Genomic DNA, 24839 nt, shown 5'->3' on the forward strand with positions numbered 1-24839 from the left:
TGTGTATAAGAGACAGATCTGTCAGTTCCTGTTACGCTCACCAGTCATGGACCGTGTGATGGGAACAGGATCACCGGTCGAAGTTCTCGGAGCTCCGATTGAAGAAGAGACGCTTGAAGAGCAAGCGGTCTCGCACCAACGCCTCGTCAGTGGAGATGCGTTCCCGTTAACGGACGTCACGACGACAACAGGCAGCAGTCATGTCTTCGCTGTCACGGCGGAAGAGACAGGGATGTATCAGGTCACGTTGACGGCACGTTCGAATGCTGGTGAACTGGCGCAGATGCCAGTGACGTTGTTTGCGAACAACATGCCGGTCGCGACCTTTACCTTCAACGGAACGAACGGCGAGTGGGTCAGTCAGACGAAGGACGTCTTCGTCTTCAACCCACACAACTATCTGAAACTCTACTTTGCACTCGGTGGTCTCGAGTTAAAAGAGTTGACGTTTATGCTTGCGGAATCGTTTCATATGAAGAACGGCTGATTAGATTAGCCGGACGGAAAGGACGGATTGCGTGCAGTTTTCCATCATCAAAAAACGGGTCGAGCAACTGCTCGCCCCGTCGCTACAGGGACGGATTGCTTTTCATGCAGCTGTCTACCGGATTCAAGATAGTCCTAGTCGCGTTTGGATGACGTTTGACGGAGAAGAGATTCTCGGAGCAGACGACTTTCACTTCGAGCGGGAAGTCGAGCGGCGTTATGCATTACAAGCTGCACAGTTACCGGAAAAACCAGCCGGATCGTTATGGCAGTCCGACTGGTTGAAGCAGTCGCATGCGTTATCCGCTGAGATCGAACGACAGGTCAAACAAGACGGGTACATGGAGAACTACGAGATGCAACAGGACTTGTTGCAGTACCCGAACCTTGCGTTTGAACAAGCGATTGTTCATCCACATCCTTTCATTCGTGGTATCGCACGGCTCGATCGGCGACTCGGCAAACGGCGCTTCCTGTTGCTGACGCATCAGTCTGACTTTGAACAATGGTGTGCAGATACGCGGCAAACCGTCGAACACTGGTGATACGAAAAAAGCACGCTTCCTCAAGACGAGGAGGCGTGCTTTGCTGTTAAATTGAAAACGAGTTGACCTCGTGAATTCCTTCTTCTTCAACGAAGGCGTCGAGTAAGGCACGCACTTCGTCCGTTGAGTTCGTCTCCATCAATTTGACCCGCAGTTCACTCGCACCGCGGAATCCGCGGACGTAAATCTTGAAGAACCGGCGTAATGGCTTGAAGAGACGGGGCTCGAATTGAGCCGAGTAATGATCGTGCAGATCGAGCTGGAGACGTAACAAATCGAGGAGTTCTTGGCTCGAATGTTCTTTTTTCTCGACTTCGAATGCAAACGGGTTGTGGAAGATCCCGCGACCAATCATGACACCGTCGACCCCGTACTTCTCGACGAGTTCAAGACCGTGTTGGCGATCGTTGATATCCCCATTGATTGTCAGTAACGTTTGTGGTGCGATCTCATCGCGTAACTTCTTGATTTCCGGAATCAATTCGAAGTGTGCTGGAACGGCGCTCATCTCTTTACGTGTCCGGAGGTGAATCGAGAGGTTCGCGATATCTTGTTCGAGGATGTGGCGCAACCAATCGTGCCACTCTTCGACCTTCGTGTAGCCGAGACGCGTTTTGACGCTGACCGGGAGACCGCCCGCTTTTGCAGCTTGGATCAGTTCAGCCGCGACTTCCGGACGATTGATCAAGCCGGAGCCTTTTCCGTTCACAGCGACGTTATGGACGGGACAGCCCATGTTGATGTCGATCCCGCTAAAGCCCATCTCTGCCATGCCGATGCTCATTTCGCGGAAATATTCCGGTTTGTCGCCCCAGATGTGAGCGACCATTGGTTGTTCATCCTCCGTGAACTCGAGACGTCCGCGGACGCTCTGCTTGCCTTTCGGATGACAATAGCTTTCTGTATTCGTAAATTCCGTGAAGAAGACGTCCGGACGCGCCGCTTTTGCGACGACATGGCGGAAGACGACGTCGGTGACGTCTTCCATCGGTGCTAAGACGAAAAATGGTCGTGGTAAGTCCTGCCAAAAGTTCTTTTTCATAGTATATTAAACCCTTTCCTTAAGGTAATGCACATGTGTGGTTAAAGAATTTCATCAACTATACACTTTAAGCGCTCTGGCTAAAAAGTGCAAGTAAGGGATGCGATTCACTAGATGCAGGAGGGAATGAAGGAAATAAGAGAAAGTTGGACGGAGGTAGTTTCCAGATATTGAATCTTTTCCGTCGATGATCGCGTAAATGAGACTATACACTAAAGGAGGAGACCGGGATGCATACACTCTATATGAAAGAAAAAGCGTTTAGTTTACGTGGACGATTCTCGATTCAAGACGAGGCAGGGCACGACGCCTATCACATCGAGGGCAGTTTTATGAAACTTCCGAAGTCGTTCAGCGTGACGAACCGAGATGGAGAGGAAGTCGCGGAAATCACGAAGAAGACGTTCAGTTTCCGACCGGTCTTTTATGTCGAAGCAGCAGGGCAATCGTTTGAAATCATTAAAGAGTTCACGTTCTTCAAGGACCGCTATACAATCAACTCGGATCAATTCGAAGTGACGGGCGACTGGTGGGATGTTGATTTTGAGGTCTTACAACAAGGGAAACGGATTGGTCGCGTGCAGAAGAAATGGATCTCTTGGACCGATCAGTACATCATTGAAGTCGAAGATGAAGCAATGGAAGAATTGTTGATCGCCCTCGTCGTCGCGATTGATTGCGTCAAGGCGGAGGAAAGTTCGAACTCTACATCTTTCATTGATTAAAAAGGAGCAGGATTTAGAATGGAACAGTGGGACGTATACACAGCAGATCGTAAGAAAACAGGACGGCTCTGGCAACGGGGAACGCCACATACAGCCGGCGATTATCACATGACGATTCACGTCTGTGTCTTTAACGCAAAAGGAGAGATGCTCGTCCAACAACGGCAACCGTTCAAATCCGGTTGGCCGAACATGTGGGATGTGACGGTCGGGGGCAGTGCGATCAGTGGGGATACGAGTCAGATGGCAGCGCAACGGGAACTGTCGGAAGAGCTCGGACTCGACATCGATTTCACAGGCATTCGTCCCCATCTGACGATTCCGTTTGAAATCGGTTTTGATGATTATTATCTCGTCGAGCAGGAAGTGGATTTGACGACGTTGACGCTACAGGAAGAAGAAGTCCAACGCGTCGCTTGGATGACAGAAGAAGCCATCGTCAACGGAATCGAAGAAGGATGGTTCATCGGTTATCATGAATCATTGATTCGACTGTTGTTTGCCCTTCGCCATAGTTACGGCGCGCATAACGAAGCATAAAAATAAGCCCTTCCGGTGATTCGGAAGGGCTTGTTGCTTGATTAAGCGGATTTTTGAAGTGTATCCGTCTGTTTTGGTTTTGTTTCTGGTAAGAAGAACGTGAAGAACAGATACACGGAACAGCAGAGGAAGAAGACGATCATTGAGACCGTATATCCCGCATGTCCGAGTGCGTAACTCCAAATGATCGTAAAGATCGTCTGCGTCGCATAAGCGATTGCCCAGAAGAGGCCGAATAAAACGGTGATCTTTTGCGGTGTCATCCCTTTTCGTTCGTGTGCCAAGTTCATGAAGATCGGATACTGGATGTACATCGCAAATCCAGAAATGAACGCAAAGACATATGAAACGAGTGGCGAGATGTTTCCGAACAAGACGGTGACGAGGAAACTCGCGATCATGACCGTCCCGCTGATCAACAGAATCGGTTTACGAGGTGTCCCTTTGTTACCGATCCGCAGACCGACGAACGTACCGACGATTCCGGCACCGGAGACCAACAGGTTGACGAGCGAACCGTTCAACTGCGTATACGTATCGAACACAGGTTTCAAGCCAACGAGCGATAAGATATAGAGCGTCAAGAAACCGCCGAAGGCAACCGCATATTTCCAGAGGAACGGATCGCGGACAGCATCTCCGTAACCGTAAGGCGTTTCGTCCGCGTCCGGAGCATCGTTCAACTCGAACGACTCACTACCGATCCACCACGCGAAGAAGAGGATCGCTGTTAGACTCGCGAAGATCGTCAACGTTAGTTTCCAGTCACTGACGAACTGATCAGCGAACAAGGTGAACAAGAGCGAAACAACGAATGCACCGACGTTATAGGAAACAGTGTTGAAGGCGTTGATCCGTAATTTTTCAGCCGGATCTTGGACGTAACGTGTCACGACCGGGTTCATGTAGACGATGACCATTGAACCACCGAGTCCCATGACCATGCGAGCGACCGTATACGCCCAGTAGTTCGGTAGGTAGATGGCGACGATCGACATCATCAGGAAGAACAGTGCGAGTAACGGTGCTTTTTTCGGACCGAGCTTCATCAAGATGAGCGCGGCGAGAATGTTGGCGAAGACACGCGCCGTCGTAATCGAATAATTGACGAGTTGTGAGATGAGGGGGTCAACGGTCTGATTGCCGAAGAAATGCGCCGTGATTTGTGGCGTCAATGATGAACCCGCGACCCAGTTCATGGCGAAGGTCGCATAGGCGAACCAGAGGACGATCATCATGAAATAGCCTTTTTTTGTGGTAGACATAAAAATCCCTTCTTTTCTGAAGTTCCGTTTCATACCTGAATCGAAAACTACTTAACTTTATTATCAATTCGTTTAATATAAAGCCGTTTCGAAGGGAAGTAAAATAGATAGTTCTTATGCTTTTCATAAGTAAAAAGAATAGATTATATCAAGTCATATGCCTAAAATGAATAGATTTTCAAAAAGCTTCCAAGTGTTCGACGATTGTTTGTTGCTGAATACGTGTCACCTTAAAAATATCCGGATTCTTCAGCTGTAAACTTTCTTCGAATCCAAACGTAGGGTCAATCGAATGCAGATATAAAGATAACAAATTCCCATGTGTCACGAGAATGGAACCATCATGCTGTTGCAACGCTTCTTCAACGACACGCGTGATGCGCTTAGTTGCTATCCAGCTAGATTCACCACCAGGACACGTATAGTCTGGATCGATGAACGTTCGACGAAGATGGTCCTGCCAATCGTCAAGTGGAACAGCACTTAACCGTCGCTCTTTTAAGTCCTCTTCTTGTGCAACGGGTAGTTTCAGAGCAGTCGCAAGTGGTTGAATCGAGTCGAGCGCTCGGCGATACGGACTCGAAATAAGGTGTGGGATTGGAAGATCAAATAACTGCGTACACAGTCGTTGCGCCTGTTCTTCTCCACGAGGTGTTAACGGGGCTTCCGGTGCTTGACCAGTCGTTTCACAGTGGCGAATCAAGTAAATCGTCGACATGAATGTTTCATCCTTTCGTGATCAAGTGGTGCTGTATGATTTCTGGAAAAGATGGTAAAGTCCTTTTCATAGATTGAAAAATCATTTTGAAAAAGGCGTTGACAAACGCTGTCGAGATTACTAGAATTAGAAACAATTCATCGATGCAGCGACGCATCGGATAATCAAATAAAGAGAAAGCTATGATTGTCATGGGTCACACTATGGCAGGAGCAGCTTCTGGAGAGACCGTGTCGACACGGCGCCGAAGGGTTCACAATCTCAGGCAAACGGACAGAAGAGTAATCACATGCAGCGACGGGCATTCATGGAATGTCGTAGTGGCGTGTATGGGTTATTCCTTTGATTTTGTTGAGATTGGACATTCGTCCAGTCTCTTTTTTCTTTTTCAGGACCGACAGAACGGTCTGAAGCGTAGAGAAACCATCACAAGGAGGAGTTCAGGTTTGGAACAGCAAGGATTAAAACGGGATTTATCGAATCGTCATGTACAGTTGATTGCCATTGGTGGAACGATCGGAACGGGTTTGTTTTTAGGATCAGGTAAAGCGATCCAACTCGCCGGCCCATCGATCATTTTTGCCTACTTACTCGTCGGGATCGCGATCTTCTTCGTCATGCGGGCACTTGGGGAATTGTTATTGTCAAAAGCAGGTTATCAGTCACTCACGGATATCGCAGAAGATTATCTCGGACCACGTGCCGCGTTCGTGACCGGTTGGACATATTGGTTCTGTTGGATCATGACAGCGATGGCGGACATCATCGCCGTCGGTCTGTACGTCAAGTATTGGTTTGATATCCCGCAATGGATTCCAGCCGTTCTTGCTCTCTTGATTTTACTTAGCTTTAACTTGTTGACCGTTAAATTGTTCGGTGAACTCGAGTTTTGGTTTGCCTTGATCAAGGTCGTGACAATCCTTGCTTTGATTGGTGTCGGAATCGTCTTGCTCGCGATTGGGTTTAAAACAGACGCGGGTCCGGTGACGGTGTCGAATCTCTGGTCACATGGCGGCTGGATGCCAAATGGAATTACAGGATTCTTGCTATCGTTCCAAATGGTCGTCTTCGCCTATGTCGGCGTTGAGCTCGTTGGGGTGTCGGCAGCAGAGACAGCGGATCCGAAGAAGAACATTCCATCCGCAATCAATAAGATTCCACTTCGGATCTTATTCTTCTATGTCGGTGCCTTACTCGTCCTCTTGATGATCAACCCATGGACAGGATTAAGTGCAACAGAGAGCCCGTTCGTCAAGACGTTCAGTCTGATTGGGATTCCGCTCGCAGCCGGAATCATCAACTTCGTCGTACTGACGTCTGCTGCTTCTGCGTGTAACAGCGGAATGTTCTCGACGAGCCGGATTCTGTATAACCTGGGAAATCAACAGCAAGCGTCGAACAAGTTCTCGAAGTTGAATAAAAATCATGTTCCAGCAAACGCCTTGTTCGTCTCGACGATCGTTGTCTCAGTCGGTGCTTTGCTCAGTAAACTGTTACCAGGGCAAGCGTTCAGTATCGTCACGACAATCAGTGCGATCTGCTTCATTTGGGTCTGGGGTGTCATCCTCGTCTGTCATCTCCGGTACAAGAAACAAAATCCGGAATTGCATGCGGCGTCGACATTCAAAGCACCATTGACACCACTCGTCAATTACCTCGTGCTTGGATTGTTTGCAGTCATTCTCGTCGTCATGCTATTTGCTGACGATACACGTCCAGCTTTGTTGCTGACACCGGTCTGGTTCCTTGGACTATTCGGACTGTATCACCTCCGGAAAAAGAAACAACAAGCAGCTAATCAAAAAAGTGCGTAAGCCAAAACAAGCCGGTTGGATCTAATCCGACCGGCTTGTTTCATGGTATATCGAAAGCTCCATCCTGTAGCTGTTTCCGAAGTGCTTTAGCTTTCTTTCGAATATCGCGTTTGCTGTCCGCATCGCGCTTTCCCCATTGCCGATACATCATCGACATCCGCTGATTATCAGCGAAGCGTTTTTCGTGCCGGTCGATGAAATCCCAGTACAAGGCGTTAAACGGACAGGCATCTTCTCCGAGCATGTCCTTTTGATGGAACGGACATCCCTTGCAATAATCGCTCATCTTATGGATGTAATTCGCCGAAGCGATGTACGGTTTAGTCGATAATGTTCCTCCGTCGGCATGAAGCGCCATCCCGAGGACGTTCGGTAAGACGACCCAGTCGTAGGCATCGATGTACATCTCGTTGAACCAATCTGCCGTCTGTTGCGGCGAGATCGCAAATAGATTAGCGAAGTTCCCGAGCACCATCAAGCGTTGGATATGGTGATTATGAGCATGCTCGACGACAGGACGTAACGATTCTGCGACACAGTTCATGTTCGTTTTCCCGGTCCAGAAAAAGTCTGGTAGATCCGCTTCATGACGTAGCGCATTGACAGAAGCATAGTCTGGCATCTCGGCTAGATAGACGGCGCGCATGTACTCGCGCCAGCCGAGAATTTGCCGAATGAAACCTTCGACCGCATTGAGCGGAGCATCTTGATCTTCAAGGGCAGCCTCGACTTGACGAATGACCTCTTCGGGTGTCAGCAAGCCGAGATTGATTGCTGCTGATAAGAGCGAATGCGATAACGTATCTTCACCGGTCAGCATGGCGTCTTGATACGTCCCGAACGTCTCGAGTCGTTCTTCGATGAAGCAATGGAGAGCCCGAGTCGCTTCCTGTCGCGTAACCGGCCAATGAAAGGAATCAAGTGCTCCCGGATGATTGGAAAAATCACGTTCGACCTTGTCGATGACATCCTTTGTGATGCGATCAGGGCGAAACTGAACGGGATCGGGAAACGTCGTCCCGGACTTCGCCGGTTTCCGGTTCTCGGCGTCAAACGACCACTTTCCACCGATCGCTTTAGAGCCGTTCATGAGAACGTTTCGTTCCTTGCGCAGTTTGCGATAAAAACGATCCATCTTGTATGGCTTGTCGCCGATTGCTTCGATCGCTTCTTCCTGTGTCAGTAAAAACAATGGTACGTCAGAACAGACTTCGACCGTGATCTTCTTCGGCAAGGCGTCTTGCCACTTGTGCATCGCCTTGCGCATCGGTTCGTCTGTGATCGCCGTATAGAATACATGGTCCGGATCATGATCTTTCCGGTGTGCCTTAAATGCCTGATCAAACGAATCGGCTTCTCGGTAATCGACGGTGAAGCCTTTTTCGCGCAGTTCTTCCGCAAAATGTCGCATCGCTGAGAAGACGAGGACAAGTTTTTGTTTATGGTACGTCTTCCACTTGGAGCGTGAGGTCGCTTCGACCATCAGGATGACGTCATCTTGTTTGTTTGCTTCCTGCAATAAGGGGAGATCGTGATTCAATTGATTACCAAATATCCAGCGTGTCGCCATGAGAGTCCCTCCTTTATCTTTGTTATATGATTACCGTTTTTGAATAAATTCATACGTTCGTGTGTGTTCCAAACGATACTTGCAGGACAATTAAATTTTGTTTATACTATAAGTATTTTACATTAAAAACCAATATAGTTGATAAATTGAATCACCTTTGAGGATGAGGAGTGAATCAAGTGAGGTCAAAGATTTCATCAGTACCAAAAGACTATGAGGTTTTAAATGCAAAACGTCTAAGACGTCATGTTGCTGTTACAGTCGTTATTCCAGTGTACAACGCGATTATCTATCTTGAACGAACGATTAACTCCGTTTTAGTACAGACGATCGGTATTCGAAACGTGACGATCATTGCGGTAGATGATAAATCCACAGATGGCTCACGCCGTCTGTTAAGACGCTTATCTTCCTTATATCCTCAACTTGTCAGCATACTGCTGAAAAACAATACGGGCACGCCTGCGATGCCACGTAATCTAGGTTTGGCTCTTGCACGATCGAAATATGTTACGTTTTTGGATGCGGACGATTGGTTAGCGCATGATGGATTACGAATTTTGAATGAGACGATGGATCGAACCGGAGTGGACTACGCCGTCGGACGTACAATTCAAGTGTCTACGAATCAACCGAACCGAATCATCGGTGTTCACGAATCGAATCGTAATCGTGATCACGTTTCTCCTTATACGTTAAAGCATGCGTTTTATCATCTCGGTCCACGTGCCCGTATGATGCGTCGAGACTTTCTGCTACGTCATGCGATTCAATTTCCTTCAATGAAATTCGCCGAAGATAAACAATTTTTTATCGATGTCTTAATACGAACGGATGCGATATCAACGGTCACGGCTCCCATCTATTATTTGAACCGTCTCGAGGAAAATGACTCATTAACGAAGCAGACTGATATCATGGAAAAGATGGAAACAAATCTTATCGTCTTACGACGTGTGTTGGAATATAAATTACCTGTTGAAAAGGAGCGTCTCATCCTCAATCGACTGATTGAGTTTGACTGCATCACACGCTTATATGATCGTAAGCACTTTCTCAAAAGTCATGATCCGTCAGCCTATCATCAAATGTTTGCGCGCGTCGTTGCCTTATTTACGCAACACCGTTCCTATCCCATCGATTCATTGATTGAAAAGCCGTTCAATCGTCTGTTGTATCATTACTGGAACACCGGACGTTTTGATGATTTCATGGATGCTGTCAAGTGGTCGAAATCGAAAGAAACAAAGGAAATCGAATGGGTGGATGATCAACCTTACTGGAGTATTCCATTAGGCAGTGGTCAGAAACAAATGCTAGCTCTCCCTCTATATGTGAAGGTGCACGAATTAGAACTGACAGAAAAGGGACTCGAGCTAACGGTTCAAACACTTGGAGATCGTCGAATTCGTGTAGAAGGGATTTCGTTACAACATCGTAATTGGATGGAAGAAACGCATCTTTTAAAGACAGATGTCATAGATCTTGAAAATCATTATTATCGCTTGCAGGTAGAACTACCCAAACAAATGGAGCGGGGGAGTTATCTTGTTTATCTACGTTTTGATGACTATGGACAGCAGGTCATGGCTATTTCGATGGAGGAGCCAGTGATTCAAAAAAGCCATCACACCTATCGTTGGTATGAAACCATTAAAGGAAACTTAGGATTACGCATCAAATGAGCGGAATCGTCTGCTTCGAAAAGAGGCAGACGATTTTGTAAAATCAGCTGCCGCGGCACATTTCTGAATGTAAAAGAAGTTCCTTTCTGTGCAAGCTATGATAGGGTTATAATGGAAAGGTAAGTTGTCGTCATGAGGGGGAAGTTTTTCATGACAGGTAGTCCATAATATCAACGGGGATAGGAAGGATATCATGAGCAGTATGCCTAAAAAAACAGACGTTATTTTAATTGGTGCCGGAGTCATGAGCGCGACGTTAGGGGTCTTATTAAAAGAACTCGCGCCTGAGATCAACATCAAGGTATTCGAGAAACTCGCGAGTGCCGGGGAAGAGAGCTCGAACGAGTGGAACAATGCAGGAACAGGTCACGCCGCATTATGCGAACTGAACTATACGACGGAAAACGCTGATGGTTCAATCGATATCAGTAAAGCGGTCAAAGTAAACGAACAGTTCCAACTATCACGTCAATTCTGGTCGCATCTCGTCAAGGAAGGTGTCTTGCCGAATCCGAAAGAATTCATCATGCCGATTCCACATATGAGTATGGTTGAAGGAACAGAAAACGTCGAATTTCTGAAAAAACGATTGGAAGCGCTATCAGCGAATCCGTTGTTTGCGGGAATGGAATATTCAGAGGATCCAGCGAAATTAGCCGAGTGGATTCCACTCATCATGAACGGTCGGACGTCACCCGAGCCGATCGCTGCGACGAAAATCGATTCAGGAACGGACGTCAATTTTGGTGCGTTGACACGAATCCTGTTTGAATATCTCGAACAGCACGATGTAGAGATTAACTATCAGCACGGTGTCGAGGATTTGAAGCGTGTTGACGGAGGCTGGGAAGTCAAAGTGAAGAATGAGCGCGATCACCGGATCGAGCATCATACGGCTCAGTTCGTCTTCATCGGGGGTGGTGGCGGTAGTCTACCGTTGCTCCAAAAAACAGGCATCGAGGAATCGAAGCAAATCGGTGGTTTCCCAGTCAGTGGCTTGTTTCTCGTCTGTAAAAATCCTGAAATCATTGAACAGCATCATGCGAAAGTCTACGGAAAAGCGAAAGTCGGAGCACCGCCGATGTCAGTACCACACTTGGATACACGATACATCGATGGGAAGAAATCACTCCTCTTCGGACCGTTCGCTGGCTTTTCACCGAAGTTCCTCAAGACAGGTTCAAATCTTGATTTGATCGCGTCCGTCAAACCGAACAACGTCTTGACGATGCTTGCTGCGGGAGCTAAAGAGATGGGATTGACGAAGTACCTGATCGAACAAGTCCTCTTGTCGACGGAACAACGGATGAACGAATTACGAGAGTTCATCCCGAATGCGAAGACAGAAGACTGGGATGTCGTCGTCGCTGGTCAACGTGTCCAAGTCATCAAGGATACACCACAAGGAAAAGGGACACTCCAGTTCGGAACAGAAGTCGTCAGTGCAGCCGACGGATCTGTCGCTGCCTTACTCGGGGCGTCTCCAGGTGCCTCAACAGCGGTACCGGTCATGCTCGAAGTACTCGCGAAATGTTTCCCGTCCGAACTACCGGCGTGGGAAGCAAAAATCAAGGAGATGATTCCGTCTTACGGGATCTCACTCGTTGAACATCCGGAGCTGTTCGAACAGATCCATGCCGAAACAGCAAAAACGCTCGAACTCGAACAAGGTCAACCGATTCGCTAAACGAAAACCGTCCGACTCTACGAGGAGCCGGACGGTTTTTTTGATTTAGCGGAAGTTACGGAAGAAGCGTGTTTTCTTTAATGCGATCCCGACTGGAATCGCGACAAGGATTCCGAGGACGTTTTGTGTGATGTTTCCTGGAATCGAAGCGGTTGGTGCGACCCAGTTACTGTAAAGAATACCTTCACAAACATAGTAAACAGCAAGCATGACGGGAGCAGAAACAATCATTGCAAAAATATTTAAGCCAGGGTTGTCTCCTTTGTATCGCGAAGACCAGGCGATACGCCCGACAATATATCCTTGGAGTCCTCGAGCTACGATTGTAAATGGAGCCCAGAGTGTCCATCCACTGATAAGATCAAATAATCCCATACCGATTGCTCCGGCAATCAATGCTGTCCGTGGACCGAATAAAATCGCGATGAGAAAGAGCATCGCTGTTCCCATATGAACGAGACCGCCGCTTGAAGCGATCGGCAGTTTGATATTGATGAATAGTGTCGCAACAAGAACAAGTGCGATTGACATCGCAGTGATGACGAGCTGGCGGGTACGAGTGCTAGAATACGGTGCTGCTTTTTGCATGTGGCTAACCTTCTTTATGATAGATTTTAAGATATCTTCAATCTATCAGATGACTGAACTAGTCAAAAGTGTCAACTTTGAATTATTTATAGGGGTCAGTTTTGAATACAAATCTTGATCTGTTCTTAATTCCATAAGAGTACGATCTATTGATACACTCTTGAATGAAAAAATCCATAAAACGGTTGTCGTTTTCGAATCTGTTCCTCGTTTTTTTCGTACAATGAACAGCGAAAGGGAGGGGAAGTCAGTGAAATATCAGATTGCGACAGCTGTTTTTTTATTCGCTTCATTGTCATCAGTCACATCGGAGGCAAAGGACCAGACGACACAACACCAACGTTATTACGCAGCATATGAAAAAATCGTGGAAAACATAAATCGGACACATGAAAATGCGGACGTCACGTTGCTTGCAGCAAATCAATTCGCAGACGAGGACTGGGTTTCGCCGGAACGTTTTCAAGAACGGGCACTCGAACGGTTGAAGCCGCTACGTGTCCAAACGAGCTTAGAGTGGGATAGTGAACGAACGCTTGAACGCACAGAACGTGGAAACGATGTCCGGATCATCGGAAATTTCGAGACGGAACTCTTGGAACAGAGTAAACGCCAACGATTATCCGATGTCTTTTCGATGACGTCTCTTGCAATCGATGGTGGAAAATGGACGCAAACCGGATTCTCCGGTACTCCAATCGATGCTTGGCAAACAATGGTCGTAACAGTCAGTGGTACATACGCGAAGCAGGGCATCTTAACAAAACACCACATCACAAAAGAATATCATTGTACATGGTACGGTGAAATCTACTATTGAGACAGAAAAAGAGCGAAACTCGTTTGAGTTCCGCTCTTTTTCATTAATTCCGGATCAAGTGATCGAAAGCACCGAGTGCAGCTGTTGCACCAGATCCCATCGAGATGATGATCTGTTTATACGCGCTATCCGTGCAGTCTCCTGCAGCGAACACGCCTGGTACGTTCGTTGCACCATGACGATCGACTTGGACTTCACCGAACTTGTTACGGCTCACCGTTTCACCGAGCCAGTCCGTGTTCGGTACGAGACCGATCTGGACGAAGACACCCTCGAGCTCGACGTGACGTTCGACGTTCGTTTCGCGCTCGATATACGTGATACCGTTCACTTTGTCCGTTCCTGTGATTTCCTTCGTCTGTGCGTTGACGACGACCGTGACGTTCGAAAGGGAAGCGAGGCGTTCTTGAAGAACAGCATCCGCTTTTAGTTCCGGTGCGAATTCAAGGACCGTGACATGCTTGACGATTCCTGCGAGATCGATGGCTGCTTCGATCCCTGAGTTTCCGCCACCGATGACTGCGACACGTTTTCCTTCGAACAATGGACCATCACAGTGTGGGCAGTAGGCGACGCCTTTGTTCTTGAATTCGAGTTCGCCTGGGACACCAACGTTACGCCAGCGTGCACCTGTTGAAAGGATCAAACTCTTCGTTTTCAAGACAGCACCGTTCTCAAGCTCGAGCTCAAGGAGGTCCTTCTTCTCAAGGCGAGTTGCCCGTTGTAGGTTCATGACGTCGATGCCATATTCCTTGACGTGCTCCTCAAGACTTGCGACGAGTTTTGGTCCTTCCGTGTACTTCATGCTGATGAAGTTCTCGATGCTCATCGTATCCATGACTTGTCCACCGAAGCGTTCTGCGACGATTCCTGTCCGGATGCCTTTACGGGCTGCATAGATGGCAGCACTCGATCCAGCTGGACCACCACCGACGACGAGGACATCGTATGGATCTTTATCAGCGAAATCAGAAGCATCGGCACCTGTACCAAGCTTCGCCAAGATTTCTTCGAGTGACATCCGTCCGTTACCGAATGCTTCGCCATTGACGAAGACCGTCGGAACAGCCATGATCTCTTTTTGTTCGACTTCTTCCTTAAATGCCGCGCCATCAATCATCGTGTGACTGATGTTCGGGTTGAGGACGCTCATGACGTTCAATGCTTGTACGACATCCGGGCAGTTGTGGCAGCTCAAGCTGATGTACGACTCGAAATGGTACGTTTCTTGAATGCCTTGAATCTGCTTGATGACGTCCGCATCGACCTTCGGTGCTCGACCGCTGACTTGTAGCAGAGCGAGAACGAGGGACGTGAACTCATGACCGAGTGGGATTCCCGCGAACGTGATGCCGCTTGTCTCACCGACACGGTTGACTGAGAAACTTGGTGTCCGGGGAAGGCTTGCCTGCTCGACGGAGATGCGTGGTGTCATGCTTGCGATCTCTTCGACGAGTGCGCTCATCTCAAGCGAGACGGCGTCTGTCCCAGCGCTAACCGCTAGGACGAGATCGCCTTCGAGAAGCTCGAGGTATTGCGCGAGTTGTGCTTTAATGTCTGGTGCTAAAGCCATCGCGAATCCGCTCCTTAAATTTTTCCGACGAGATCAAGGCTTGGTGTGAGTGTTGCAGAGCCTTCTTCCCATTTCGCTGGGCAGACTTCGCCTGGGTTGTTACGTACGTATTGTGCTGCTTTGATTTTGTTGACGAGCGTGCTTGCATCGCGACCGATACCGCCTGCATTGATTTCAACCGTTTGGATGACGCCGTCTGGATCGATGATGAACGTACCGCGGTCAGCAAGACCATCTTGTTCGTTCAAGACTTCGAAGTTACGTGAGATGACGTGTGATGGGTCGCCGATCATGACGTACTCGATTTTACCGATTGTTTCTGATGTTTCGTGCCATGCTTTATGTGTGAAATGCGTATCTGTTGAAACAGAGTAAACTTCAACGTCAAGCGCTTTGAGTGTTTCGTATTGGTTTTGAAGATCTTCGAGTTCTGTCGGGCAAACGAATGTAAAGTCTGCAGGGTAGAAACATACGACACTCCATTTACCGCGAAGGTTGGCATCCGTTAGGTCAATGAATTCTCCGTTGTGGAATGCTGATGCACTGAATGGTTTTACTTCACTTCCGATTAAAGACATGATAAAAATCCTCCTCAAGGGTTCTATTTTTAGAATCTGTTCTAGTGCATACAAGGAATCTGTATTTATCACACTAGAATAATTCTAATCTAATACTAATTTCATATAGACCAACACTTTTGTCAAGGTATAATCGGCAATTTCTTATTTCAGGAAAGATTGTGTGAACAAAAAAAGAAATCCCGACTCCTAAATGAAACAGGAGTCGGGAGCTGTATTCTTTATTGCCAGTCCGTGTGGAAGATCCCTTCGCGGTCTGTCCGTGCATACGTGTGAGCACCGAAATAATCGCGTTGTGCTTGCAACATGTTGGCATTCGAATTCGCTGTCCGGTAGCTATCGTAATACGTCAGTGACGTCGATAGAGATGGGAGTGCAAAACCAGATAATGCACCCTCGGCAACGACGTGACGTAACGATTCTTGATACGCCTGTACTTTCTCAGCGAAGAACGGGGCGAGCATCAAGTTCGAGAGGTTCGCATCATTTTTGAACGCTTCACTGATGACGTTCAAGAAGTCGGCCCGGATGATACATCCACCACGGAAGATCAAGGCGATTTCCTCGAGGCGTAAGTTCCAGTCATACAACTCAGACGACGTTCGGTACTGGGTGAAGCCTTGCGCGTATGCGGCAACTTTCCCCATATAAAGCGCTTGACGAATCCGTTCGACCCACGCGTCTCGCTCAAGCGTTGACAAGTCTTCTGGTCCCTTTAGGACAGCAGACGCTACGACGCGTTCTTCTTTGATAGCTGAAAGGTAACGCGCGAACAGGGCTTCTGTAATGATCGAAGAGGCGATCCCATTATCAATGGCTTGCAGGCTCGTCCATTTTCCAGTTCCTTTTTGACCGGCTTGATCGAGAATGACATCAATCAACGGTTGCCCTGTCTCGTCATCCGTTTTTCGGAGGATATCCGCTGTGATCTCAATCAAGTAACTTTTCAGTTCACCTTCGTTCCATTCAGCGAAGATATCCGCGACTTCCGTGACGTCGAGTCCGAGACGGAAACGGAGGAAGCTATACGCTTCAGCGATCAATTGCATGTCCGCATACTCGATTCCGTTATGGACCATCTTGACGAAGTGACCAGCGCCTTTCGGACCAATATAAACACAACATGGATCTCCTTCGACGTGAGCGGCGATCTTCGTCAAGATCGGTGCGACATGTTCGTAAGCTTCTTTCGATCCACCAGGCATGATCGCAGGACCGGTCCGCGCACCGACTTCACCACCCGATACACCGACGCCGATGTATTCGATCCCATGGCGTTGTAACTCGTCGAAACGACGCTCTGTATCGAGGAAGTGAGAGTTCCCACCATCCATGATGATATCGCCTGTTTCGAGATGCGGAAGCAACGATTCGATGACTGAATCAATCGCGCTACCAGCCGTGACCATCATGAAGATTTTACGTGGGCGAGCGAGTGATTGAACGAATGCTTCAATGTCGTAGTACGGATGAAGGGGTAGTCCTTCATCATGTGCGACGAGATCGTCTGTTAAATCACGTGTGTAGTTATAGATGGCGACTTCTTCTTGATGACTTGCCATATTCAGTGCCAGGTTGCGTCCCATGACGCCAAGCCCGATGACTCCGATAGAATGTTGCATAAGTAGAACGACTCCTTTTCTTAGACGACGAGGCTGAGGAGAAGAACGAACCCAAGTCCACAAACGGAAATGATCGTCTCAAGCACAGTCCATGTCGCAAACGTTTCTTTTAATGATAACCCGAAATACTCTTTAAACATCCAGAAGCCTGCATCATTGACGTGTGAAGCGATCAGACTACCTGCACCAGTCGCGAGAACGACGAGCGCTAAGTTGACGTCGGATTGCTCCAGTAACGGAATGACGAGACCTGCCGTTGAGAGGGCAGCGACTGTAGCGGAACCAAGTGAGATCCGGAGAATCGCAGCAATCAACCAAGCGAGTAGGATTGGGGATAACGCTGATCCATCAAATAAGTGCGCAACGTATTTCCCAACACCACCGTCAATCAAGACTTGTTTGAAGGCACCGCCACCACCGATGATCAATAGCATCATCCCGATTTGGGCGATCGCCGTCGTACAAGATTCCATGACCGTTTGCATCGGAATCTGACGCGCGATCCCCATCGTGTAGACCGCGACGAGTAGTGAAATCAACATCGCCGTTGAAGCGTTCCCGATGAATTCAATCGCCGAGATGACACTGTTTTCACCCCAACCGAGTGTTTCTTGTAAGAGCGTGAAGATCGTTGCGACCGACATCAAAAGAACCGGTAGCATCGCCGTGAAGACACTGATGCCGAAGCCTGGTGTCTCGTCTAAATCAAATTCTTTTTGTTCCCCGAGTGACGCGATGTTTCCTGTCCGTGTAAACGATTCAGGAACGAGTCGTTTCGCGATTTTCGTAAAGATAGGACCGGCAATAATGACCGTCGGAACAGCAACGATGAAACCATACAATAAGACTTCCCCGATATTGGCTTTATATTCCCCAGCGATGACGGTCGGACCCGGGTGAGGTGGTAAGAAGCCGTGCGTGACAGACAGGGCTGCGACCATCGGGATTCCGAGATATAGAATCGAGACACGAAGCTGACGTGAAATCGCAAAGACGATTGGAATCAACAGGACGAGTCCGACTTCGAAGAAGAGGGCGATCCCGATGATGAATGAAGCGACGACGACTGCCCACTGGATGTTCTTTTCCCCAAACCGAGCGACAAGCGTCATGGCGATTCGCTGCGCCCCCCCGGCGTCAGCAATCAGCTTTCCAAGCATGGCACCAAGACCAAAGATCAATGCGAGGTGACCAAGCGTTCCTCCGATACCAGCTTCGATCGTTTTGACGATCTGATCGAGCGGCATGCCGAGTAGTAGTGCAACGCCAAAGGAAACGATGATGAGTGAGACGAACGTATTTAATTTCAACCCCATGATGAGAACGAGCAACGCGACGATCCCAATTCCTACGATGACTAAAGGCATGATGACTTCCCCCAAAAGATTAAGTTAGTTTTCTTCTTGAATCAAGCTCCGTTGATACGTAGCGATTCGTTTATGATCCTCAGACAATGTTCGAGCCAAACTAATGAAAATCGGTAAGAGCTGACGATATTCATGCATCGCTTCTTCATTTGGTACATGACGATGCGTTTCCCCAATCATCTCGGAGACGACTTCGAACGAATCGACTTCCCCTGTCGCATACAGTCCGAGAATACACGCACCGAGACATGAACTTTCAAAACTTTCCGGAATGACGACTTCCGATTCAAAGATGTCCGCCATCATTTGGCGCCAGACTTCGGACCGGGCAAACCCACCCGTCGCCTGAATCCGTGTCACAGGACCGTCCATACACTCGACGAGTGCGAGGAAGACGGTATACAGATTGTAGATGACGCCTTCTAGTGCTGCCCGGATCATATGCTCTTTTTTGTGCGAAAGCGTTAAACCGAAGAACGAACCGCTGACATCCGGATTCCAGAGCGGCGCTCGTTCACCGGACAAGTAAGGATGGAACAATAGCCCGTCGGATCCAGGACGGACGCGTTCGGCAATCTTCGTCAAAACAGCGTACGGATCGATGCCAAGGCGTTTTGCTGTCTCGACTTCGGCTGACGCGAGTTCGTCTCGGATCCACCGTAAGACCATTCCGCCATTATTGACGGGCCCACCGATGACCCAGTGGTCCTCGGTCAGCGCGTAACAGAACGTCCGTCCTTTTTCATCGGTCTGCGGACGATCAATGATCGTTCGGATGGCACCGCTCGTTCCGATCGTGATCGCAATTTCCCCTTTGCGAATCGCGTTGACACCTAAGTTAGAAAGAACACCGTCACTGGCACCGACTAGGAACGGCGTATCGATGGAGAGTCCCATTTGTCGTGCGTAATCAGTATTCAGTCCGGTACATGACGTCGTCGTCGGTACGGGTTCCGATAAATAGCTGGCATCGATTCCTGCGACGTGTAACGCGCCCGTATCCCAGCCTAATTCATGAATGTTGAAGAGACCGGTTGCTGAAGCGAGAGAGTGGTCGATGACGTATCTGCCGAACAGTCTTTGGAACACGAATTCCTTGATCCCGACATATTTTTTCGTTTGAGCATGGAGCTCCGGACGATCTTCGACGAGCCAACTGATTTTGCTGAGCGGTGACATCGGATGGATCGGTGTTCCGGTCCGGTGATAGATTGATAGACCATATTGTTCCTTGATCTTGTTCGACCATGCTTCACTCCGACTGTCTGCCCATGTGATGCAGGCAGTCAATGGTTGATGTTGTGCGTCCATCGCGATCAAGCTGTGCATAGCACTACTGAACGCGACGAACTTCGGTGGCATGCTCGGATGACGTTTCGTGATCAAACGGATCGATTCGAGTACAGCATCGAAAATTTCTTCTGGATCTTGCTCCGCTGTCGACCGGTTCGGTGTATGAAGCGGGTAACCGACGTTCGTTTGTCCGATGACCTCTCCTTTTGTCGTAAAGAGGACCGCTTTCGTACTCGTCGTTCCGATATCGACGCCTAACATGTATTCAGTCATGTGAATCGACTCCTTTCGACATCATTTGTTGCGTTTTCCAGAGATCTTCGACTTCCTGGACGTCATCAAAGTTCTGATGTAAGGAAGCGACCATCCGTTCACGATCCCCTGTCTCGATCGCTTCGATGTACAAGGCGTGGTTCGCGAGGATGCGTTCGAAGTCTTCGATGTCTTCCTCGAATCGTACCCGCATCGATAGGAGGATGAAACTTTCCATGACCGGTTTGAGATTTTGCCAAATCATGCTGACATATCCATGATCAATCGAGCGGATGATCGTTTCGTGAAACAGTACGTCCTGGAAGGAGAATTCATCGGCATCCTTGTATTTGATGGCAACTTTCATCATTTCGAGAATTTTACTGAGTTCACGGACGAGTTCTGCCCGTTCGATTTTGACGAGTCGTTCGAAGACGAACGTTTCAATGAGTAGCCGGACATCATAGATTTCCTGAATGTCGCGCTCAGACAAACCGACGACGACCGCTCCCATTCGTTCGAGACGAATCAATTGTTCGGATGCAAGGACCTTTAACGCATCACGGACGGGCGAGCGACTGACTGAAAAATCAGAGGCTAATTTGTTTTCGGATAAAATGGTACCGCTTTCAATCTTTCCTGAAATGATGCGCATCCGTAGCTCGTGTGCGACACGATCTCCAGCGGAAGCTTTTGCTAACCACTTCAAGGGGTATAACAGTTCTGACATGGAATCACCTGATTTCTAAAGTGAGTATACTTGTATACAAGTTAGTATAAACGTTTTTTTCTAAAATGCAAACGCTTAACTTACATTTTAGTGATTCAAGCAGGAATCAGGAAAATGGTTTCCGATATGTTAGGGTGAAGGAGTAAGTAACGAATCGATTAGTTAAAAAGGAGGTAATGCATATGCATGTTTTAGTCGTAGGTGCCGGAGCAGTTGGAGGTTATTTCGGGGGACGTCTTGCTGAGCAAGGGGAACAGGTGACATTCCTTGTTCGTCCGAAGCGCTATGAACAATTACAAAAGACAGGGTTACAGATCACTAGTCCTCATGATGATGTTATGATCACGCCTCAGTTAGTGACACGAGACATGCGACTGAATCACACATTTGATGTCGTCTTACTTTCGACGAAAGCCTATCACTTGGATGATGTCCTACAGGATCTTGCGCCATTTGTTTCGAGCGAGACGTACATCATTCCTTTGTTGAACGGCATGCAGCATATACGACGGTTAACAGAAGTCTTCGGAGAAGATCGAGTACTGGGCGGACTTTGCTTCATTGAATCGACGCTTGATGCAGAAGGGCGTATTATACAGACAAGCCCGTCGCATCGGCTATTGTTTGGTTCACGAACCGGTAAACCAACATCGCGTTTAGAGGAGATTGCAACACGTTTTGCGAAAGCGAAGGCACCGATGGCGTACTCGATGCATATCATGGATGACATGTGGCAAAAGTACCTCTTCATTTCGACATTTGCGGGCGTGACGACACTATTTCGCTCTGCCATCGGTCCAATTCGCAAGGACCCAATTGGTCATCAGATGATTCAAGACGTCATGAAGGAAGCGAAGCAAGCGATGGAAGAACAAGGCGCAGTCTTTAATGACGATGTAGAAGCGGTCTTGCTGAAGCAGATGCATGCAATGGAAGACACTATGAAATCGTCAATGTTACGGGACATGGAAAAGGGTCAGCCCGTCGAAGTGAAACATTTCTTTAGTACGTTGCTCGAAACACGCTCTTCACGTCATCTTCAACTGATTGAATCTAATTTATGGATCTATCAAAAAAATCGGGAAATGCCTGTTGACTGAATTATCTGCATTCTGATATGGTTAGGAACAATTACATACTTATCCAGAGAGGTGGAGGGACTGGCCCTATGAAACCTCAGCAACAGGTCGAAAGATACTGTGCTAATTCCTGCGGGTGCTGCACCCGATCGATAAGATTTCCGAATTGTCGACCGACGCATCCGTGAGGATGCGTTTTTTGTTTGAAATAGGTGGAACGAGGAGGAAATGGATTCATGAAAACGAGCGGAGCATTTCGACGCAAGATGGAATCACGTCATCTGATCATGCTGTCGTTAGGTGGTGTCATTGGAACAGGATTATTTTTAAGTACAGGTTATACGTTGGAACAAGCAGGACGTGTCGGAACGATTTTATCGTATTTGATCGGAGCCGTCGTCGTTTACTTAGTCATGTTAAGTCTCGGTGAACTCGCCGTGCACATGCCGGAAACCGGATCATTCCATAAGTACGCAACGAAGTACATTGGACCCGGCACCGGTTATACAGTAGCCTGGCTCTACTGGCTGACGTGGACGGTCGCCCTTGGTTCAGAATTCACGGCAGCAGGCATTTTGATGCAACGTTGGTTCCCATCGATTCCGGTTTGGGTGTTCAGTGCCTTATTCGCTGCGATGATCCTTGGTATCAACGTCTTGAAGGTTCGCGTGTTCGCTGAAGTCGAGTTTTGGTTCTCCGCCATTAAGGTCGTGACGATTATTGCGTTCATTTTACTTGGTGCGGGAGCGATCGTCGGCTTCATTCCACTGCAAGATGGTAGCCCAGCCCCATTCTTTTCTTCCTTAACGGAAGGTGGATTATTCCCAAATGGTGCTTTCGTCATCTTCATGACGATGCTTGCCGTGAATTTTGCTTACTCGGGAACGGAACTGATCGGTGTCGCAGCGGGTGAAGCAGTCGATCCGAAACGGACGATTCCGCTTGCGATCCGGACGACGATCTTGCGACTCGTCCTCTTCTTCGTCGGTACGATCATCGTGTTAGCCGTCTTATTGCCAACGGATGGGAAAGGTGTACTCGAAAGTCCGTTCGTCGCCGTGTTCGAACGGATCGGAATTCCCTACGCTGCAGACGTGATGAACTTCGTCATTTTGACAGCGATCTTGTCGGCAGCGAACTCTGGACTTTACGCCGCCTCTCGGATGCTCTGGTCGCTTGCGAACGAACGTATGATTCCACGCTTCTTCGCCCAGGTGACACCAAGTGGGGTTCCACTTCGAGCTGTATTGTTCAGCATGCTTGGCGGAGGACTTGCCTTGCTGTCTAGCATCTATGCAGCAGGGAGTGTCTATATCGCGCTCGTCTCGATTTCCGGTCTTGCTGTCGTCGTCGTTTGGATGAGTATCAGCGTTGCCCAGTATCGCTTCCGGAAGCAATTTCTTCGTGAAGGGCATACGGTCGACGAATTGGTCTATCGCACACCACTCTTTCCATTCGTACCGATCGCCGCTTTCGTCGTTTGTTTGATTTCTCTGATTGGTATCGGATTTGATCCGACACAACGAATTGCCTTGTACTGTGGTATTCCATTCATCGTGATCTGTTATATCGTTCATGCGTTCACGAATTCTTCTCAGAAACGGAGTGTTGAAGATGTCCCGAATCAAAAATCCAGTTGATCAACGATTACAGGAAGTTCCCTTTCTCATTTTAGACGGTGCCCTTGCAACCGAACTTGAACAGAAGGGATTCGATCTGAACGACCCGCTTTGGTCAGCACGTCTCTTGATCGAAGCACCGGAACAGATCGAGCGTGTCCATCACGATTACTTTGAAGTAGGTGCTGATGTCGCCATCACTTCAAGCTATCAAGCAAGTATCGAAGGCTTCAAGCAACGTCATATCACGACAGAGGAAGCACAGTCGCTGATTCGACAAACCGTTACCTTGGTCCAAAATGCACGCACGCGTAGCGGAAAGAGTGACGCATTAATCGCAGGATCAGTGGGTCCTTATGGTGCCTACTTAGCAGATGGTTCTGAGTATCGCGGTCATTATGGGGTGTCAGCAGATGTGCTAGAAGCCTTCCACAGACCACGGATCGAAGCATTGATTGAAGCGGGGGCTGATCTGCTGGCATTTGAGACGATTCCGTCGCTCGAGGAAGCTGTCGTGTTGTTCCGGATTCTCGAAGCGTATCCGGAAGTGTCTGCTTGGCTGACGTTCTCGCTTCAAGATGCGACACACATTAGTGAAGGAACGGCACTTGCGACGTGTATTGAAACGGTCGGACAACATCCACAGCTCGCAGCAATCGGTGCAAATTGTTTTCCGGCATCTTACGCGACCGACTTTATCCGTCACGTCAAGGCGTTGACGAATGTGCCAATCATCGTCTATCCGAACTCCGGTGAGGTCTATGATCCGGTCGCAAAAACATGGTCGGGTACGAATCAGTGTACGTCGTTCCAAACCGTCGCGAAGACATGGTATGAGGCAGGGGCACGATTGATCGGCGGTTGTTGCCGAACGTCACCTGAACATATCGCACAAATTCGTTCGGTTTGTCAGGTTTCTCATACATCATGAATAATGACGAAAAAACGGACGCGAAATCGATTGATTTCGCGTCCGTTCCTTTAAATGGTGTGATTTCGTTACCGCTCGCGCAAGGCACGGTTGAATTGTTGCAATAGACGTCCAAAATCTTCGGCATCATCCGATGGCCAGTCCGTCAGTAGACGTTCGATGCTCGCGAGGCGCGCTGTCCGGTAAATCGTGAGCTCTTCTTGTCCTTTATCCGTAATATGATAGAAGAAGGCACGACCATCTGTCGGATCTTTTACTTTTTCCACAAGTTGCTTTTGATCGAGCGCTGCAGCTTGGCGACTGACGGTCG

General features: G+C 48.4%; 22 protein-coding genes, 1 pseudogene and 2 riboswitches. Of the genes and pseudogenes, 11 read left to right on the forward strand and 12 right to left on the reverse strand.

Annotation, left to right across the window (positions count from 1 at the left end; translation table 11 throughout):
• Positions 1–487: pseudogene (locus F8N00_RS04785) on the forward strand (beta-glucosidase); the annotation flags it as partial.
• A 31-nt stretch (positions 488–518) separates the two neighbouring features.
• Complete coding sequence (locus tag F8N00_RS04790) at positions 519–1031, forward strand: SF0329 family protein (protein WP_058713702.1); 513 nt, start codon at positions 519–521, stop codon at positions 1029–1031.
• A 46-nt stretch (positions 1032–1077) separates the two neighbouring features.
• On the opposite strand, the gene F8N00_RS04795 is transcribed toward F8N00_RS04790, so the two are convergent.
• The gene (locus tag F8N00_RS04795) at positions 1078–2073 is read right to left on the reverse strand and encodes a tRNA dihydrouridine synthase (protein ID WP_029343007.1); all 996 of its coding nucleotides are present in this window, start codon (positions 2071–2073) and stop codon (positions 1078–1080) included.
• Between the two features lie 230 nt (positions 2074–2303).
• Here F8N00_RS04795 and F8N00_RS04800 point away from each other — a divergent pair, with 230 nt between their 5' ends.
• Both F8N00_RS04800 and F8N00_RS04805 read left to right on the forward strand, forming a co-directional pair.
• On the forward strand, positions 2304–2798 hold the full coding sequence (locus F8N00_RS04800; protein WP_075642866.1) for an LURP-one-related/scramblase family protein: 495 nt from the start codon (positions 2304–2306) through the stop codon (positions 2796–2798).
• An 18-nt stretch (positions 2799–2816) separates the two neighbouring features.
• On the forward strand, positions 2817–3338 hold the full coding sequence (locus tag F8N00_RS04805; protein ID WP_075642867.1) for an NUDIX hydrolase: 522 nt from the start codon (positions 2817–2819) through the stop codon (positions 3336–3338).
• Between the two features lie 41 nt (positions 3339–3379).
• Here the strand turns inward: F8N00_RS04805 and F8N00_RS04810 are convergent, their stop codons facing one another.
• Positions 3380–4603, reverse strand: a complete 1224-nt coding sequence (locus F8N00_RS04810; RefSeq protein ID WP_075642868.1) for an MFS transporter — start codon at positions 4601–4603, stop codon at positions 3380–3382.
• Positions 4604–4781: 178 nt separating this feature from the next.
• Positions 4782–5321, reverse strand: a complete 540-nt coding sequence (locus F8N00_RS04815; protein WP_075642869.1) for a histidine phosphatase family protein — start codon at positions 5319–5321, stop codon at positions 4782–4784.
• A 209-nt stretch (positions 5322–5530) separates the two neighbouring features.
• Positions 5531–5608, forward strand: a riboswitch (glycine riboswitch).
• Between the two features lie 159 nt (positions 5609–5767).
• On the opposite strand from F8N00_RS04815, the gene F8N00_RS04820 reads away from it, so the two are divergent.
• The gene (locus F8N00_RS04820) at positions 5768–7135 is read left to right on the forward strand and encodes an amino acid permease (RefSeq protein WP_075642870.1); all 1368 of its coding nucleotides are present in this window, start codon (positions 5768–5770) and stop codon (positions 7133–7135) included.
• A 40-nt stretch (positions 7136–7175) separates the two neighbouring features.
• On the opposite strand, the gene F8N00_RS04825 is transcribed toward F8N00_RS04820, so the two are convergent.
• Positions 7176–8705: a cryptochrome/photolyase family protein gene (locus F8N00_RS04825; RefSeq protein WP_075642871.1), complete on the reverse strand. Its 1530-nt coding sequence runs from the start codon at positions 8703–8705 to the stop codon at positions 7176–7178.
• 179 nt (positions 8706–8884) lie between these two features.
• Between F8N00_RS04825 and F8N00_RS04830 the strand changes: the two genes are divergently transcribed.
• Together F8N00_RS04830 and F8N00_RS04835 are read left to right on the forward strand one after the other, a co-directional pair.
• Positions 8885–10390 carry a glycosyltransferase family 2 protein gene (locus tag F8N00_RS04830; RefSeq protein ID WP_158024762.1) on the forward strand — a complete coding sequence of 502 codons (1506 nt, stop codon included), beginning with the start codon at positions 8885–8887 and terminating at the stop codon, positions 10388–10390.
• A gap of 193 nt (positions 10391–10583) precedes the next feature.
• Positions 10584–12077 carry a malate:quinone oxidoreductase gene (locus F8N00_RS04835; protein WP_075642873.1) on the forward strand — a complete coding sequence of 498 codons (1494 nt, stop codon included), beginning with the start codon at positions 10584–10586 and terminating at the stop codon, positions 12075–12077.
• Between the two features lie 45 nt (positions 12078–12122).
• On the opposite strand, the gene F8N00_RS04840 is transcribed toward F8N00_RS04835, so the two are convergent.
• Positions 12123–12665: an ECF transporter S component gene (locus F8N00_RS04840; protein ID WP_075642874.1), complete on the reverse strand. Its 543-nt coding sequence runs from the start codon at positions 12663–12665 to the stop codon at positions 12123–12125.
• 250 nt (positions 12666–12915) lie between these two features.
• On the opposite strand from F8N00_RS04840, the gene F8N00_RS04845 reads away from it, so the two are divergent.
• Positions 12916–13485 carry a hypothetical protein gene (locus F8N00_RS04845; protein ID WP_075642875.1) on the forward strand — a complete coding sequence of 190 codons (570 nt, stop codon included), beginning with the start codon at positions 12916–12918 and terminating at the stop codon, positions 13483–13485.
• Positions 13486–13528: 43 nt separating this feature from the next.
• Here F8N00_RS04845 and ahpF read toward each other — a convergent pair whose 3' ends face one another.
• The 6 genes from ahpF to F8N00_RS04875 form a co-directional block, all read right to left on the reverse strand.
• Entirely contained in the window at positions 13529–15058 is a 1530-nt protein-coding gene (gene ahpF / locus F8N00_RS04850) for an alkyl hydroperoxide reductase subunit F (protein ID WP_075642876.1), read from the reverse strand.
• Positions 15059–15072: 14 nt separating this feature from the next.
• A complete protein-coding gene (gene ahpC / locus F8N00_RS04855; protein WP_421017866.1) occupies positions 15073–15636 on the reverse strand; it encodes an alkyl hydroperoxide reductase subunit C in 564 nt (187 codons plus the stop codon).
• A gap of 221 nt (positions 15637–15857) precedes the next feature.
• On the reverse strand, positions 15858–17258 hold the full coding sequence (gene gnd / locus F8N00_RS04860) for a decarboxylating NADP(+)-dependent phosphogluconate dehydrogenase (RefSeq protein ID WP_075642877.1): 1401 nt from the start codon (positions 17256–17258) through the stop codon (positions 15858–15860).
• Between the two features lie 20 nt (positions 17259–17278).
• On the reverse strand, positions 17279–18625 hold the full coding sequence (locus F8N00_RS04865; protein WP_035395491.1) for a GntP family permease: 1347 nt from the start codon (positions 18623–18625) through the stop codon (positions 17279–17281).
• Between the two features lie 24 nt (positions 18626–18649).
• Positions 18650–20191 (reverse strand): gluconokinase, encoded by a 1542-nt coding sequence (gntK, locus tag F8N00_RS04870; protein ID WP_075642878.1) that lies wholly within the window; start codon positions 20189–20191, stop codon positions 18650–18652.
• Entirely contained in the window at positions 20184–20900 is a 717-nt protein-coding gene (locus tag F8N00_RS04875) for a GntR family transcriptional regulator (RefSeq protein WP_023469811.1), read from the reverse strand. The genes gntK and F8N00_RS04875 overlap by 8 nt, the downstream gene beginning before the upstream one ends.
• A gap of 182 nt (positions 20901–21082) precedes the next feature.
• On the opposite strand from F8N00_RS04875, the gene F8N00_RS04880 reads away from it, so the two are divergent.
• The 3 genes from F8N00_RS04880 to mmuM all read left to right on the forward strand — a co-directional run bounded on the left by F8N00_RS04880 (position 21083) and on the right by mmuM (position 24529).
• Complete coding sequence (locus F8N00_RS04880; protein WP_075642879.1) at positions 21083–22000, forward strand: ketopantoate reductase family protein; 918 nt, start codon at positions 21083–21085, stop codon at positions 21998–22000.
• 36 nt (positions 22001–22036) lie between these two features.
• A riboswitch (SAM riboswitch) is annotated at positions 22037–22138 on the forward strand.
• A 77-nt stretch (positions 22139–22215) separates the two neighbouring features.
• Positions 22216–23619, forward strand: a complete 1404-nt coding sequence (locus tag F8N00_RS04885; protein WP_058265628.1) for an amino acid permease — start codon at positions 22216–22218, stop codon at positions 23617–23619.
• Positions 23594–24529 (forward strand): homocysteine S-methyltransferase, encoded by a 936-nt coding sequence (gene mmuM / locus F8N00_RS04890; protein WP_058265629.1) that lies wholly within the window; start codon positions 23594–23596, stop codon positions 24527–24529. Before F8N00_RS04885 ends, mmuM begins: the two co-directional genes overlap by 26 nt.
• Positions 24530–24597: 68 nt before the next feature.
• Here the strand turns inward: mmuM and F8N00_RS04895 are convergent.
• Positions 24598–24839: MarR family winged helix-turn-helix transcriptional regulator (locus F8N00_RS04895; RefSeq protein WP_421017867.1), on the reverse strand; the 242-nt coding region annotated here is incomplete at its 5' end.

The organism is Exiguobacterium sp. A1_3_1 (assembly GCF_048985645.1).
Lineage (GTDB): Bacteria > Bacillota > Bacilli > Exiguobacteriales > Exiguobacteriaceae > Exiguobacterium_A > Exiguobacterium_A indicum.